Origin of the sequence: Sinosporangium album (assembly GCF_900100605.1) — a bacterium.
Lineage (GTDB): Bacteria > Actinomycetota > Actinomycetes > Streptosporangiales > Streptosporangiaceae > Sinosporangium > Sinosporangium album.
Genome location: NZ_FNCN01000006.1, coordinates 159,770 through 174,144, shown reverse-complemented (window position 1 = coordinate 174,144; position 14,375 = coordinate 159,770). Strand labels below are relative to the sequence as shown.

Genomic DNA, 14,375 nt, shown 5'->3' with positions numbered 1-14,375 from the left:
GGGATATTTTATGGGGTGTTACGGATATTGCGTGATAACCGGGGTGTCGGCGGTGTGCGGCTTGGAGTTGTGGTTGGTGAGCCCCGACCAAATGCCCCGGAGGGCGTTCCAGGTGCTGGTCTGCACTGTCATCGTGTCCTTGAAGACGACCCACTGGACGGGCTGGAGATACGGGCCGCCCAGAGGCGTCGTCAGCGACCCCACATAACGCCAGGAGCGGTCGACGTCGGTGGGGAGAAGCCCTCTGAGGCTGACGCCCGTGCGGTTCGCCGAGCCCCCGCACTCGGTCGGCGGGGAGCTGGTGATGAGCTTGTCGTGCTCAGAGCCCGTAGCGCCGCCGTCCGTGAGGTGCACCGCCAGCACGAGGTAGTCGCCGGCGGCGTTCTTGTGCACGAGGTGCGCCTCCGCGCCGCGGTTCGCGCCGGACACCTCGTGCTCGGCCGTGGCGTGGTAGTGGATCTCCTGGAACACATAGTCGACGCCGTCGAACTGAATGGACTTATCCCAGGTTGCGGTGCCGTTCGCCTTCCCGTGAATGTCCTCGTCGGCCTGGCGGGCAGTGCAAGAACCCTTGCTCTTGTATTCCATGGTGACGGTCTGAGTGGCGATGTTGTAGCTGGGCGCCAAATCCCGGGTGTCGGGCGTCGAGGACACCGTGACGATATCGATCGGGCTTTCGGCCGGCGTTGACGCCGTCGCACCGCTGACGGGCGCGAGTGAGGCGGATACGGCCATTGTGATGAGAGCGGCTCCCAAGAGACGCGTACGGCGGAATTTCATTCTTTGCCCTCCCAGTTTGTGCGACGCCAATCCGGCCAGGCGGAACAGTGGGGATTTGCTGATTGCCGGAATCGGCTGATCGGCTAATTGCACGATATTTCGTGCGGTAACTGGGTTCTAGGCTTTATGGCTGGTCAAATTAGGACATGTCCTATTGGGGACGTTGTCCTCTGGGGGACATGTCCGCGCATGGACATTGCGACGCTCCCGTCGCCTCAGCCGCGACCTCCGCCGCATAGGCCATGTGACCTTTTCGCGTGCGGTGTCGTCTTATGTGAGGTGACTATCCAACCGCCGCGGAGGCGATCATCGGCGACGACATCGAGGGACTGTACCGCGAACACTGGCGGCTGGTCTGCGGCTACCTCCTCCGCAGGACTGCTGATCCGCACCTCGCCGAGGACCTCGCCCAGGAGACCTTCGTCAAGGCGACCCGCGCCCTACTGGGCCGTCGGGGTGGCTCACCTGCCGCGTGGCTGCTCAGTATCGCCCGCAACACGCTCGTCGACCACATGCGGCGCAGCCGTACGGAACTGCCACTCCCGAAGGCGGAGGAACTCGGAGCCTTCCCACAGGAGCAGCGGGAATCGGCCCTCGACGTCCGGCGCGTCCTCGCGCGCATGCCGGACGGCCCACGCCGACTGCTTGAGCTTTTCTACTTCGACGGATTCTCCTTAGCGGAGATCGCCGCCATGACCGGCCGCTCACCCCAGTCCGTCAAAACCGCCCTGTGGCGCGCCCGCGCCACCTTCGCAGAGAAGTACGGAGCACCCGTATGAGCAATGACCACGACATGGAGGCGGACGAGCTGCCTCCGATTCCCGAGTTCGACGCCAAACGCACACGCCGTGCCGTACGGCGAGGCATCCTGCGCACGGCGATCGTGGTGGTGGCGCTTCTCGTCCTGGTGCCCGCAGCCGTGGTGACCGGCTCTTCCCTCCTCCAGATGCGCGGTGACAGGGGCCTGCGCATGCTGGACGTGGCGGGTACGGCACTGCGGGTCGCCTATCCGGGATTGCACATCGAGGTCGGGGAGTGCTGCGACACGGACGTCACATCGATGTCCTTCACCGTGACGCTGTCGCCGAGGCGGGCGATGGGCGCGTTTTTCACCGGGAGAGGCTTCGGCGGCGTCACCCGGACCATAGAACAGGACTTCTTCGGCCGTCTGAGTCCGGTGCCGCTCGACGCGGGCAGCATGGGCACAACGCTCAACCAGGCGCTCAGTTATATCGGCCGGGACATCAACCCCAAGGAGGAGATGAGGCGGGTCTTGAAGAACCTGCCGAAATCCCTGAACGGGCTGGCCGTGGTCGAGTTCACCCGGCCGCTGACCTCCCAAGAGCTCTCCGCCTTCGCAAAGAAGCATGACGCCTGCGCCGGACAGGTCGTCTACGAACGCGCCCCAGGATCAACCCCCATCACCTGGAGCGAGGACTACCGCACGATTGCGTACCCCAACGACGGTTTCGGAGAGGGCGGTGCCATGTGCAGCGAGAGATCCGAGGAGGTGCTCAAGGATTTCCGCTTCTGGGTGGAGAAACGCACTGACCACGACGCCGTGAACATCGGCCGCGTGGGCCTGAAGTTCGAACGGCTGCGCAAAGCCGCGAAGGAGGGACTGGCCTACGGTTTCGTCGCGTCCCATGCCGTGGAACGGCTCGCGTCGATGCTGGAGGACCCGGCGGTGCGGACGATCCGCCTCGCCGATGCCCAGTTCGACCTGAACCGCTAGGCGAAGAGCTCAGCCGCCATGGCGGTGTGCGGCCGGGGAGCGGCCCACCCTTCCAGCCGCCGGACGAGCGGGGCCGGGTCCCACCGGTGGCCGCGGAGGGCCTCGGCGTGGCCGGCCCGGCCCATGGCCGTACGCCGTTCCGGGTCGGCCCGCAGGTCGAGGACGGCGCGCAGCGCGGCGTCCACGTCGCCGAACGGGACCGTGAGGCCGCAGCCGGAACGTTCCAGCACCTCGTCGATGGCGGGTAGCGGCGTGGCGACCACGGGGATGCCGCCCGCCATGTATTCGATGATGTGCGTCGGAAGCGACCGCCGTACCGGGTGGACGTCACGCGTCAACGACAGCCCGGCGAGTGACCCGCGGGCCATGCGCATGGCGTGGGGGTGGCTCACATGGCCATACCAGTCGAGGACGCCTTCACGCTGGGCGTCACGCAGGGCCGGCCGTACCGGGGGGTCGGCCGGCCCGATGAGGTCGAGCCTCAGTCCGCGTGAGGTCAGCGCCCGGCCGAGCTCGATGAGCTCCAGCGCGCCGCGTTCCACGGAGAGCCGCCCGACATGGACGACGCGGCGGTCACCGGGAACCGGAGGCGGACCGGCGGGGACCACGACGCCGTCCGGGATGACGCGATGGCGGCGGGCGAAACGCTCGTTCAGGGTGGGTTCGCTCAGGATGATGTGGATGCGCTGCTCCATGCGGCTCGCGGTCCACCGGTCGAACCACGAGGGGGTGGGGTGTTCGTGAACGTCCCACACGGTCGCGGGCCGCTGCCGGGGCAGGCACCGCAGCAGTTCGGCGTCGTGCACGATGAGCATGTCGGCGTCGCCCACCGCCCGTTTCAACGCGCTCCGCGCGTGCCGCAACGCCCGCGTACGGCGGGAGCCCACGGCACGCGGCACGTCCACGGCCCGTATTCCGGCGGGCGGGGTGACGTTGCAGTGGGTGAACGGCGCGATGTAGGTGATGTCGTGACCAGCGTTGAGAAGCGCCTGGATCTGCCGGTGCATGATCCGGGTGTCCTCAGGATGGTGAATGATTGTCCCGATACAGAACCGCACAGTCGCGAGCCTGCGACGCCAGGTCGACCACTCTGCGTGACCTGTGTGAACTTTCGGTGAAGTCCCGCGGAACAGCCGGTGCCGCCTCCGGGTCACGCCTGTCCCGGAGGCGGGCCGGATCAGGCGTCCTGCGGTTGCGGCTTCCCCCGAATGATCTGGAATCCCGTGCCGGGGCAGGAGACGATGCCCTCCAGCCGGAAACCGGCGCTGGACAGCAGGGCTTCGAATTCGGATGCCGTGCGTTCCTTGCCTCCGGTCATCACCAGCATGTTGAGGTCGCTCATCAGGAGCGCCGGCGCCTCCGACCAGGCGGCGGGGTCGTCGGCGACGACCGGCTCCACGACGAGGAGGGTGGAGTCCGGCCGCATCGCCTCCCTGCAAGTGGAGAGGATCAGGCGGGACTTCTCATCGTCCCAGTCGTGGATGATGCTTTTGAGCATGTAGGCGTCGTGCCCCTGGGGAACGGAGACGAAGAAATCCCCGGCGGTGAGAGTGACCCGGTCGCGCACGCCCGCGGCCTGCAGCACCGCCTCGGCCTCGCCGAGGCCCTTCTCCGAGTCCAGGAGCTCGCCGCGCAGCGACGGATTGGCCTGGAGGCACGCGGCGAGGAGAGCGCCGTTGCCGCCGCCGACATCGACGATGCTCGTGAACGACGAGAGGTCGGCGCCCGCGGCGATGCCGGGCCCGTCGAGCCTGGTGAAACCGGTCATCGCCGAGTTGAACACCTGCGAGCGCTCCGGGTGCTCGGCGAGATAGGGGAAGAACGATTTCCCCAGCACCTGGTCGACGGTGGGGTCGCCGGTCTTGACCGCCGTATCGAGCTCTGCCCAGGAGAGCCACTGCTCGCGCCCGGCGAAGAACCGGACGATGTCCCGGAGCGAGTTCGGGTGGTCCGAGGCCAGCAGGGCGCCGGCGGGAGCGAGGGTGAACGTGCCGTCGCCATGGGCCTCGACGAGGCGCAGCACCGCGGCCAGGCGCAGGAGGCGGTAGGTCGAGGGGGCATCGCAGTCGGTCGCTGCGGCGACCTCCTCGGCGCTGCGGGGTTTGTCGCCCAGGTGGTCTGCGAAGCCGAGGGAGGCGAAAGCCTGCATGGCCTGAGCACCGAAGAAGCCGAACAGCAGCCGGAGGACGTACGTCTGGTCGTCGGTGGCCAGGCGGGTTGTGGGGGAATCGGTCATCTCATCTCCTTGTCGCCAAGCTGGGGGCACCATGGTCAACCATCGAATGGTGGAAGTGAGGCTAACCTAACCAGTTGTCCGGCGTCCAAGACATGAGGTCACAGTGATCCGGAGGTTCCGGGGCGAGATCGGCGGTTCCTGTACGCGGTTCCTGTACGCGGTTCCTGTACGCGGTTCCTGTACGAGGACGCTTCCGACGAGCCCGCCTGCCAGGTTCGGGCCCGTCGGAAGCGTGTCGTCCCCCGTAGGGGTGGATCAGCGGGAGTGGATCAGCGGGAAGGCCGCCGGTAGAGCCAGACGAGGCGGGGTTCGAGCAGCCACTTGAAAGCGGTGCGGGTGATCGGCAGACAGAGAATGACGGCCAGTAGAAGTGAGGCGGTGGAGATCGCGATGACACCGAGCGGTCCGTGCAGCCAGGGCAGGTTGAGCAGGCCGGTCTCCTTGCCGATCATCACGGGGATGCCGTGCAGCAGGTAGGCGTAGAGCGTGCGCGTGCCGAGATCGGTGTACCACGTCTCGCCGCGGGGCGCGAGCGCCAGCACTGCGAAGGACAGCGCCATCGACCCGATGAGCAGGGCCGCGCGCATCCCGAGGCCGGGCAGCCAGGTGAGCCCGAGATCCTCGAAGCCGTACTTGAAATACATGGGCCTGACCGACATGTGCGGCGCGGCGAGGATCGCGACGCCCGCCCCGCCGACCAGCGTCACCGCGGCGAGGATCTTGACCCAGCCCCGGTTGAGCATCTCGAAGTGCTTCGGCTGGAGCAGGAGGCCGAGCACGAAGAACGGCAGCAGCCCGAAGAACCGGTCCATGCTGAAATCGCCGGAGATCGCGGAGAAGCCCGCCAGCATATAGATCACCACCGACACCAGGAACGGATAGCGCATGCGCTTCCACACCGGTGTCGAAAGCCGCCAGAGCAGCAGGGCCAAGAGATACCAGTTCAGCCAGGCCGGGTCCATGATCGTCAAGCTCCACTTCTGCCCGGTGGCGAGACGGAGCAGGGCATAGCCGACTTCAACGATCACATAGGGGATCAGGAATGTGTCGACCAGTTTGTTGGTCTTCGCATTCGAGTTCCAGAAATTCCTACTCAAATAACCGCTGATCATGACGAAAAGCGGCATGTGGAAGGCAAAAATGAAAATATAGGCGGATTTCCCGGAGTGCGCGTCAAGGGTCGGCACGAGGGCGTGGCCCGCCACCACCAGCCAAATCAGGATGAACTTCACGTTGTCGAGGTACGGCTCGCGCTTCCTCGGCGCGCGCGCCCCCTGGGCGGGGGCGGCGGCAGCCGTACGTGCGCGAATGCCGGTCTCGGTCACCGCGGTCAGGATCGCGCCGCCCCGAGGAGGCATCCCCGTGCGTTCGGGAATCTGCACCGATGTGGTGCGCTCCGGCGGTGCCGACTCGACGCCGGGGGGGACGCCGGGGGGAATGCTGTGGGGGACGCCTTGGGGACGGGTCGCGTGCAGGCCCATGTGCTGCGTGTCGACGCCGTGGGGGTTCGTCATGTGGCGGTCGGTCGGCCGGGGCAGTGGGACGCCCCCGGGCGACAGGTGGTCCACGTGGTCGGTGGGCCCGGGCCACTGCCCCCCGGGAGTGTGCGGCTGCGGTGGCGTGCCGCCATGCGGCCCCTGGCCGAACGGGTCGGTGCCGCCGCCGTGGCCGGACCCGGTCCTGCCGAAGGGGTCGGTGCCGGCGGGCGGGTTCGGCCGAGCGAAGGGGTCGGTGACGCCGGGGAAGGAAGCCTGGCCGAAGTGGTCGGTGCCGCCGGGTGGGGCGATTCGGCCGAAGTGGTCGGTGCCATCGGGTGGGGCGATTCGGCCGAAGTGGTCGGTACCGCTCAGGGCGGAAGGCGGGCCGACTGGATCGATGTTGCCGGTCTGGGGGATCTGACCGAGGGGGTCGGTGCCGTCGGTCCTGGGCGTCTGACCGAACGGCTCGATGCCCGCGCTGCGGGAGACGCCGGTCCTGCCGAACGCATCCGTGCCGCCGAACGCGTCCGTCCTGCCGAACGCATCTGTGCCGCCGAACGGGTCCGTGCCGCCGAATACATCTGTGCCGCTGAATGTGTCAGTGCTGCCGGAAGGCGCCGGTCGGCCGAAGGGGTCGGTGCCGGCGGGCGGGTTCGGCCGGCCGAAGGAGTCGGTGCCGACGGGAAGGCCGCTGAGGGGGTCGGCGCCGCCCGGCTGGGAGGGTCGGCCCAGCGGATCGGTGCCGCCGCGCGGGGAGACGGGGCCGAGCGGGTCGTGGCCGTCTCCCGGGAAGGACGCGCGGCCGAAGGCGTCCGTGCCGCTCCAGGGGGCGGCGCGGCCGTGCGGGTCGGTGCCGCCGCGCGCGGAGAAGTGGTCGAACGGGTCGGCGCCGCTTGAGGTGGCTGTGCCGTACGGGTCGGTGCTCTGAGGAGGCGCGGGCGGTGCGGGCGGCGCACCGAGCGGATCGTGTGTGCCCGGGGCGGGTGCCTTATCCCAGGCCTTGTCCCAGTAGGTGCCGCCGGTTGTGGACGGGGCATCCTGCTCCCATGCGGCGGGCCGGCGAGGCGCGGGACGCTCGTACGGCGAAGCCAGCGGATCGCGCGTCTGCCCGCCGAGGCTGTCGCCGGGGGACGGCTCCGCGTAGGGCGAGTCGGCGTAAGGCCGGCCGCTTGGCTGCGGCGGCGCGAAGTGCCCGAGTGGGTCGGTGCCCGGGTCGCGTTGCGTCTCCCGGGCGTGTCCCGGCGGTGGGCCGTGCGCCCCTGACTGTGGATATGCCGGAGATGGGCCGGGCCCCCCTGACTGCGGGGATCCCGCCGATGGGCTGTGCCCCTGCGACTGCGCGAGGCCCTCGTAGGGGCGGCTGCCGTATGCGGGATAGCCCCAGGCCGTGATCTCGGCCTCATCCTCGTCGTCGGAGAAGGAGGCGGCGGCGTCTCCGCCGCTCGGGCGGGTGTGCCCGCCTCGGTCGCCCGGCCAGGAGTCGGATGCGGGGCCGTGCTGAGGTGGCGGACGCACGTCGCTTCGCCGTTCGGGAGGCTCTGCCGGGGCATGCCCGGGAGCTGCTGGAACATCGGAGTCTGGGTCGGTGTCGCGCGGGGCCGGCACATTGAACGGGGAACGGATGTCACTCACGGGAGGAACACTCAGCTATCTGTTAGCGGACGGAAGGCAGAGTCGCGCCTGGGTGGTGCGTGCGCTGCCAGATGATGTCGAGTGGACCGGCAGGCCCCGTGCCGCCGACCCATCCACAGTAACCGCCTCTGCGACCACTGTCGCGTAAGGGCCGCACGAACACGAAGTTGCATGGCGAATGTCGGGTTCACCTGTGGTGTCGAGTGGACGGAAGGGGAAGGGCTGCCGATGCGCTCATTGGCAGATGTTGGTCTTGGCGTTGACCACCGAGCCCTTGACGCTTTCCGGGATCTTCACCGGCACCTTCACACCCTGCCAGTCGTCCCCGATGACGAGCTGGATGATCGGGCTTCCGGGGGTGACCGCGGAGGACGGGGTGCCCGACGGCGCCGCGGTCGGCGGGGCGGTGTAAGCGGAGAGGTTGGGGCTCTGCAGCTTGCCGGCCTCGGGGGTGACCTTGTTCTGCATCTTCGCGGCCAGCGGGGAGGCGTAGTCGGGGCCCTGCGCGGCCCGTTCGGCGTAGAGCACCCGGCTCTTGGGCGCCGAGACCCCGTTCTCCAGGGGCGCGTTGCCCACATGGGTGACCACGAAGCCCTGGGCCGACAGCGCGTCGGCGACCTCTTTGGCCTTGCCGTACGTGGTCGTGCCGTTGAGCACCTGCACCCTGATCTGGGCGGGCTTGATGGCCGGCTTGGCGGAGGCGCTTGAGCTCGACTTGGGCTTCGCGGAAGGGGTGACCTCGATGTCGCTGCGGATCATGGCGAACAGATCGTCGGCGTCGGGTTTCTTCCACTGCACGTGGTTCTCGTTGGCGGGGTACGGCTCCCACGGCACGGTGATCGACTGCAGTTTGTTGGCGGTCAGGGCCTGGGCGCTTCCCGCGATCTCGACGAGACGCGGCACGGTGAGATTGCTGTCCATCTCCACGGATTTGGTCGCCGCGTTGAGGAAGTCGAGCAGCTGCGCGGGGTTGGTGAAGAGGTCCATGCTCGTGGCCTTCTTCATCACCTGTGTGAGGAACACCTGCTGCCGCTTGATGCGGTCGGTGTCGCTGCCGTTGCCGAGGTTCTTGCGGATCCGCACGTATGCCAGGGCCTCCTCGCCCATTACCACATGCCTGCCCGCCGGCTTCTTGAACTTGGCTGCCTTGTCGTCGACGTCCTTCGGCAGACAGATCTCGATGCCCTTGAGGGCGTCGATGATGCCCTTGAAGCCGGCGAAGTCCACCTTCACGTAGTGGTTGATGTGGATCTGGGTCAGGGATTCGATGGTCCTGATCGTGCAGGCGATGCCTCCGTCGTTGAAGGCAGAGTTGATCATGCGCAGGCCGGCGGCGACCACCGCTTTGGTCTGGGGATTCCTGCACTCCGGGATCTGGACCATCGAGTCGCGCGGGAAGCTCACCAGGGTCGCTTTGTCCCGGTTGGGGGAGACGTGGAGAAGGATGATGGTGTCGGTGCGCTCGCCGAGATTCTGGCTCTTTGGGCCGTATTTCTTGTTGGCGGCGCCGACCCGGGTGTCCGAGCCGACGAGCAGCACATTGAGCGCGCCCGTCTCCGGCGGGCGGTTGGCGCCGAGTTCGTCTTCGATGTCCTTGCGTGCGATGTTGCCTTCGAGGTCGAGGTAGACCTTGTAGGCCCCGAGGGTGACGGCCACGAGCACGACGGTCAGTGCGATGCTGACCCAGGCCATCACGCGCCTCTTCTTACCGTCCGCGGGGCCGCCCGCGCCGCGCCTGCCGCCCGTCGGCCCGCCGGGAGGCTTTCCCGGGGCATCGCCGGGGGAGCCGCCGGGCGCTCCGGGAGGTGGTCCCGCGGGAGGCATTCCCGGGCCGGTGCCCGGGGCGGGGTTCGCATGGCGCGACCCCCTGCGGCCGGTGCCCGGGGGAGCGGTAGCGGCGTGCGCGTTCTCGGCGGGAGCGACTCCTCGGCGTCCGCCGCCCCTCACGCCCGGTGCCGCGGGCGGTGCGGGGCCTGCCGCCGCGCGGGGGTCTGCGGGGTCCGGCGCGGGGGCGTGCCTGCGGCCGCGCGCCGGCGGCGCGACGCCCATGAATCCCGTCTCCGGCGGTGCGGAACCCCTGCGTAGGGGGTCTGCGGGGCCGTCGTCGCCGCGCCCGGGTTGTTGGGATGCCGTCCGGGGATTGTTCTGAGCGGCACGCCGACGCTCGCTCATCCCCACCCCCCGCCTCGTGGTCCTGCGAACCCGGCGGGCATGTGCCGCACGCGAGTTCGTTCGATCGTTCGTCGCGCCAGAAGACTAGGTCACCGGCATGAGAGCCGGTGCCATGATCGGCCGAGAAGGACCGTGATCTCGTTGGCCCCCTGCCCGGATGATCCAGGGCCACAGCATACAGAACCGGACATTGCGAGGAATGTTCTTAAACGTCTATTTGCATTCTTCTCAGGATGCCCTCAGGTGGAGGGTTTCCGACCTGGGACGATCCGCCCGCGTACGGCGAGTGCCGCGGCCAGCGCGGCCAAAGGTACGGCGGGCAGCACGTAGCGGTAGTCGAATTCCGCGGTCAGCGCAGGTATGACCAGCAGAGTCCAGGCCGTCGCCCAGGGAAGGAGCACGGCCGGGTCGAGGGGGTGGCCGGGCGTGCGGCGCATCATCCGACCTGCGGCGATCGCAGGGGGAACGAGCAGAATGACGAGAAGCCCCGCTCCTGGCATCCACACCATGTCCTGGTATTTCCTCATCCACCCCGCATAGGGCTCCACCACCTCCGTCCCGATCGGACCGCGCTCGTACTGCTCGGCGAACCGCGCCCCGACCACCGCCGCCTCCCGCGTGGGGGGAGGCGGGGACACCGCGGGAAATTCGTAGAGGTCGTAAATCTCCTGGTCCGGGTATACGTGACGGGTCACGGTGAAGGTCCGCGACAGCTCCGACAGCGTCGAGACCACATAATCCAGCGGCTGGGTGCGGATCGCCAACATCGCGAACCGGCCCGCGAGGTCGTCGGTCTCCTTGGTGAACGTGATGCCCGGCAATTGGACCAGCGGCGAGTCCCGCCGCCAGATGTAGTCCTGCGACGGCGGGCGCTCCGCCGGGGGACGCGCATCACAGAGCACGCTGAGATCCTGCGGGGGCTTCATGAGGCCGCAGTCGGCGAACGCCATCGTCCGGGCATAGAGGAACACCCCGTTCGCCCCGACCAGCCCGACCCGCTGGTAAGTCGCGTAGAACCATCCGCCGTAGGCGAGCACCGGCACCGCCGCCGCGACCAGCATCACCCCCGCCGCCGCGAACCGCCGACGCGCGAACAGCCACGCGGCGACCACCGCCACCAGCGGCAACCCCACCGTGCGGGTCAGCGTGGCAGCCGCGAGCAGCAGGCCGATCGCGCAGGCCGTACGCCACGTGACGCGCTGCCGCAGGCACAGGCAGACCGCGCCGAGCACCAGGACGGTGAAAAGCGAGTCCGAGACGAGCAGGTGCTCCAACTCGACCTGGTAGGCGTCCAGCAGCACCGGAACCGAGGCGAGCGCCGAAGCCCAGGCCGGAGCGCCGAGCCGCCGCGCCACCACGTAGACGAGCACCCCCGCGGTGAGTCCGAGCAGATGCTGCACGGCGGTGACCACGGCGAAGGCGTGGAACGGCTCCAGCAGCTTCAGGAACATCGAATAGCCCGCGGGCCGCACGAGATCGGGGCGGGGGCGCAGCGCCGTGATCACGTAGGTGTAGGAGTCGGGGAACCACAGGGCGGGGCGATAGCCCAGCACCGCGACGACCCGCACCACCAGTCCGGCCGCCAAAACCGCGGCGAACCACCGGTGCCGCTTCAGCAGGGCGTGCCACACCCGCCCGCGCCACGCCCGAGGGGACGTGTCGCGGCGCGCGGAGACCGCCCCGGGCGGCGGTCGCTCCGCGCTGATCCCCTCGGCCACGTCGCCCCCGTCCTCCGCTGGTGATGGCCCGATTCGGCTGGCCGTACGTTACCCGCTCGCACCGGAGGTGACGGGACCGGCCGCGCGCCCCCGCGGCGACCCGATCGACCGCGGCCGAGCCGTATGGACGGGGAAAGGCACGGGAAACGAGTAGGCTCCCCACCACCGATGAGCGCCAGGATCGATCACACGCGATGGCCGTCGGCGGGCCGGGTGCTCGCCGTGGTCACGGTGCTGCCGGTCCTGCTGCTCGCGGCCTGGCTCCTGGCGGGCGTGCCGCTGCTGCTGCTCGGCTGGTTCCGTCCGCTGCCCACGGTCCTCCTGGCCGCCGCCGTGCTCTGCGGGCTCGCCGCCGTCGCGCTGCGCCGCCTGCCCGAGTGGGTCGACGCCACGGCGGGGCAAGCACTCGGCGTGGTGGGCGTCGCCGCGGCCTCGGGGGTGTTCAACGCGCTGTTCCACACCGAGCAGCTCGCGGTGCGGCGCGACCCGGCCACCTACGCGCAATACACCGTCTGGGTGGCCGAGCATGGATCGCTTCCCATCCCCGCCCACTTAGGCGCCTTCGGTGGGCCCGACCCGGCGTTGGAATTCGTGACGATCGGCTTCTACGGCATGGACGGGGCGATCGTCCCGCAGTTCATGCCCGGAGCGCCGATCGTCTACGCGGCGGGCCACTGGCTCGGCGGCGCCATCGGCATGCTGCTGACGCCGCCCGCGATCGGCGCGTTGGCCGTGCTCACCGTCGCCGGCCTCGCCGCACGGCTCGTCGGGGCGGCGTGGGCTCCCCTGGCCGCCGCGGTGTTCGCGGTCTGCATGCCCATCCTCTACACCTCCCGCACCACGTTCAGCGAGATCCCGTCGCTGATCCTGCTGCTCGGAGCCCTCGCCCTCCTCCTCGACGCCCACGCCCGCACCATCCACGCCGGCACCGCCCACGCCGGCACCGCCCACGCCCGCACCACCGCCGCCGGTACGGCGCCCGCCTCCCGTCCCCTGACGCGCGCCCGTCTCGGCGCGGCACTCGCCGGGCTCATCTTCGGGCTGGCCGTGTCCGTCCGCATCGACGGCCTGCGCGACCTGCTGCCCGTGCTCGTCTTCGCCGGGCTGCTGATCGCCCTCCGGCGGATGCGCCGCGCCGCGCCCGCCCTCGCAGGCACGGAGCCCGGACGGCTCCAGCGGGGGCTCATGGCCGGCTGGCCGGAATTCGGCTGGCCGCTGCTCGGCGGGCTCGCCGTCGGCCTGGCGCTGCTGTCGGGGCCGGCGGCATACGTGCTGTCCAGGCCGTATCTCGAATACCTCTCCGGTGCCCTGGTGCCCCTGCTGGCGATCTGCGCCGCCGTCCTGGTGCTCACCGCCGCAGGCGCCCTGGCCGGGCCGTATCTCGCCAGGCCGTACATCACCGGGCGAAGGAGGCTTCCCCGGCGGCTCCCCGACATGGCCGCGGTCGCGGTGGCGCTGCTCATGGCCGCCTTCGCCGTACGCCCCTTCGTGTCGACGGTCAGGCGGGTGCCGACGAACCCCGCCGACGCGCTCAACGCCGGTTTCATCTCCCAAGTGCAGGAGAACAACGGCCTGGCGGTCGATCCCACCCGGCTCTACTACGAAGACTCGCTGTATTGGGTGTTCTGGTACATCGGCGTGCCCACCGTCGCCTTCGCCACCATCGCCGCCGCACTCCTCGTGCGGCGCATGCTGCGCGGTGGCGAAGCCGCCTGGCTGCTGCCGCTCGCGGTCATCGGCTGGACCACCGTCACCACGCTCATCCGCCCCGACATCACCCCCGACCACCCGTGGGCGGCCAGGCGCCTCGTGCCCGTCGTGCTCCCCGGCCTGATCGTGCTGGGCGTCTGGGGGTTGCGCTGGGCCAAGGAGAAGGCCAGGCGCAAAGGGTACGGCTCGCGCCCCCAGACGTATGTCGCCGCCGTCGGCGCCCTGCTCATGCTCGTCCCCACCGCCGTCACCTCCATCGGCACGGCGTTCACCCCCATCGAACGCGGGGAACTCGCCGCCGTCGAGGGGCTCTGCCGCCGTATCCCGCCCGACGCCTCCGTCCTCATCGTCGACCGCGCCACCGCCGACCGCTTCACCCAGGTCGTCCGCGGCATGTGCGGCGTCCCCACCGCCAAGGTCGACCTCCCGCCCGACCCCGTCGCCGCCTCCGCCGACCTCGGCCGACTCCTCGACCGCATCCGCAGCGCCGGCCGCCGCCCCGTCCTCCTCGGCGCCGAAGAGCGCCAGGTGCAGCCGTACGGCACCGCCCACAAGGTCCTCGACCTCAAGACCCGCCAGGACGAACGCTCCCTCGTCGACCCGCCCAACGCCACATGGTCGTTCTCCATGACCGTCTGGATGTCCACTCCCTGACCCGCCCCGGCCGCTGCTCGGCCTCCCTCGTCGATGAACAGCGCTCACTCCAACTCTGTGGATCGGGCGCTTGCGGAGAGGCTCTAAGCGGATTCGTCTCTGTCCAGAACTTCCGCCGAAGATGTCCTGTGGGAGGGCTACTTCCTCCTTCTCCACGACATGTGTGACGCATGCGGTATTGGTAGTGGGGTTGACCAGGGGAGTTGACGCTGAGTAGCCGCGTCGAGCGTGGTTATGCGTCCGGGGCACAGCTTTGACGA

9 protein-coding genes are annotated in these 14,375 nt (G+C 69.3%); 3 read left to right on the top strand and 6 right to left on the bottom strand.

Annotation, left to right across the window (positions count from 1 at the left end):
• Positions 1-18 precede the first annotated feature (18 nt).
• A complete protein-coding gene (locus BLQ73_RS08495) occupies positions 19-780 on the bottom strand; it encodes a carbonic anhydrase family protein (protein ID WP_093169817.1) in 762 nt (253 codons plus the stop codon).
• Positions 781-1,085: 305 nt separating this feature from the next.
• Here BLQ73_RS08495 and BLQ73_RS08490 point away from each other — a divergent pair, with 305 nt between their 5' ends.
• Together BLQ73_RS08490 and BLQ73_RS08485 are read left to right on the top strand one after the other, a co-directional pair.
• On the top strand, positions 1,086-1,559 hold the full coding sequence (locus BLQ73_RS08490) for a sigma-70 family RNA polymerase sigma factor (RefSeq protein WP_093169816.1): 474 nt from the start codon (positions 1,086-1,088) through the stop codon (positions 1,557-1,559).
• Entirely contained in the window at positions 1,556-2,515 is a 960-nt protein-coding gene (locus BLQ73_RS08485; protein ID WP_093169815.1) for a hypothetical protein, read from the top strand. Before BLQ73_RS08490 ends, BLQ73_RS08485 begins: the two co-directional genes overlap by 4 nt.
• On the opposite strand, the gene BLQ73_RS08480 is transcribed toward BLQ73_RS08485, so the two are convergent.
• The 5 genes from BLQ73_RS08480 to BLQ73_RS08460 form a co-directional block, all read right to left on the bottom strand.
• The gene (locus BLQ73_RS08480; protein WP_093169814.1) at positions 2,512-3,522 is read right to left on the bottom strand and encodes a glycosyltransferase; all 1,011 of its coding nucleotides are present in this window, start codon (positions 3,520-3,522) and stop codon (positions 2,512-2,514) included. The two genes, BLQ73_RS08485 and BLQ73_RS08480, sit on opposite strands and share 4 nt — an antisense overlap.
• A 170-nt stretch (positions 3,523-3,692) precedes the next feature.
• Positions 3,693-4,751 carry a methyltransferase gene (locus BLQ73_RS08475; RefSeq protein WP_176955331.1) on the bottom strand — a complete coding sequence of 353 codons (1,059 nt, stop codon included), beginning with the start codon at positions 4,749-4,751 and terminating at the stop codon, positions 3,693-3,695.
• 269 nt (positions 4,752-5,020) lie between these two features.
• Positions 5,021-7,744 (bottom strand): acyltransferase family protein, encoded by a 2,724-nt coding sequence (locus BLQ73_RS08470; RefSeq protein ID WP_093169812.1) that lies wholly within the window; start codon positions 7,742-7,744, stop codon positions 5,021-5,023.
• Positions 7,745-8,095: 351 nt separating this feature from the next.
• Positions 8,096-9,553: an LCP family protein gene (locus tag BLQ73_RS08465; protein WP_245690920.1), complete on the bottom strand. Its 1,458-nt coding sequence runs from the start codon at positions 9,551-9,553 to the stop codon at positions 8,096-8,098.
• 719 nt (positions 9,554-10,272) lie between these two features.
• Positions 10,273-11,751: a hypothetical protein gene (locus BLQ73_RS08460; RefSeq protein WP_245690900.1), complete on the bottom strand. Its 1,479-nt coding sequence runs from the start codon at positions 11,749-11,751 to the stop codon at positions 10,273-10,275.
• A gap of 168 nt (positions 11,752-11,919) precedes the next feature.
• On the opposite strand from BLQ73_RS08460, the gene BLQ73_RS08455 reads away from it, so the two are divergent.
• Positions 11,920-14,115 (top strand): hypothetical protein, encoded by a 2,196-nt coding sequence (locus BLQ73_RS08455; protein WP_093169810.1) that lies wholly within the window; start codon positions 11,920-11,922, stop codon positions 14,113-14,115.
• Positions 14,116-14,375 lie beyond the last annotated feature (260 nt).

What these genes read in the sequence shown, in the direction of transcription:
- BLQ73_RS08495 (WP_093169817.1), bottom strand. Translation starts at nt 780, where the DNA reads ATGAAATTCCGCCGTACGCGTCTCTTGGGAGCCGCTCTCATCACAATG.
- BLQ73_RS08485 (WP_093169815.1), top strand. Translation starts at nt 1,556, where the DNA reads ATGAGCAATGACCACGACATGGAGGCGGACGAGCTGCCTCCGATTCCC.
- BLQ73_RS08480 (WP_093169814.1), bottom strand. Translation starts at nt 3,522, where the DNA reads ATGCACCGGCAGATCCAGGCGCTTCTCAACGCTGGTCACGACATCACC.
- BLQ73_RS08475 (WP_176955331.1), bottom strand. Translation starts at nt 4,751, where the DNA reads ATGACCGATTCCCCCACAACCCGCCTGGCCACCGACGACCAGACGTAC.
- BLQ73_RS08465 (WP_245690920.1), bottom strand. Translation starts at nt 9,553, where the DNA reads ATGGCCTGGGTCAGCATCGCACTGACCGTCGTGCTCGTGGCCGTCACC.
- BLQ73_RS08455 (WP_093169810.1), top strand. Translation starts at nt 11,920, where the DNA reads ATGAGCGCCAGGATCGATCACACGCGATGGCCGTCGGCGGGCCGGGTG.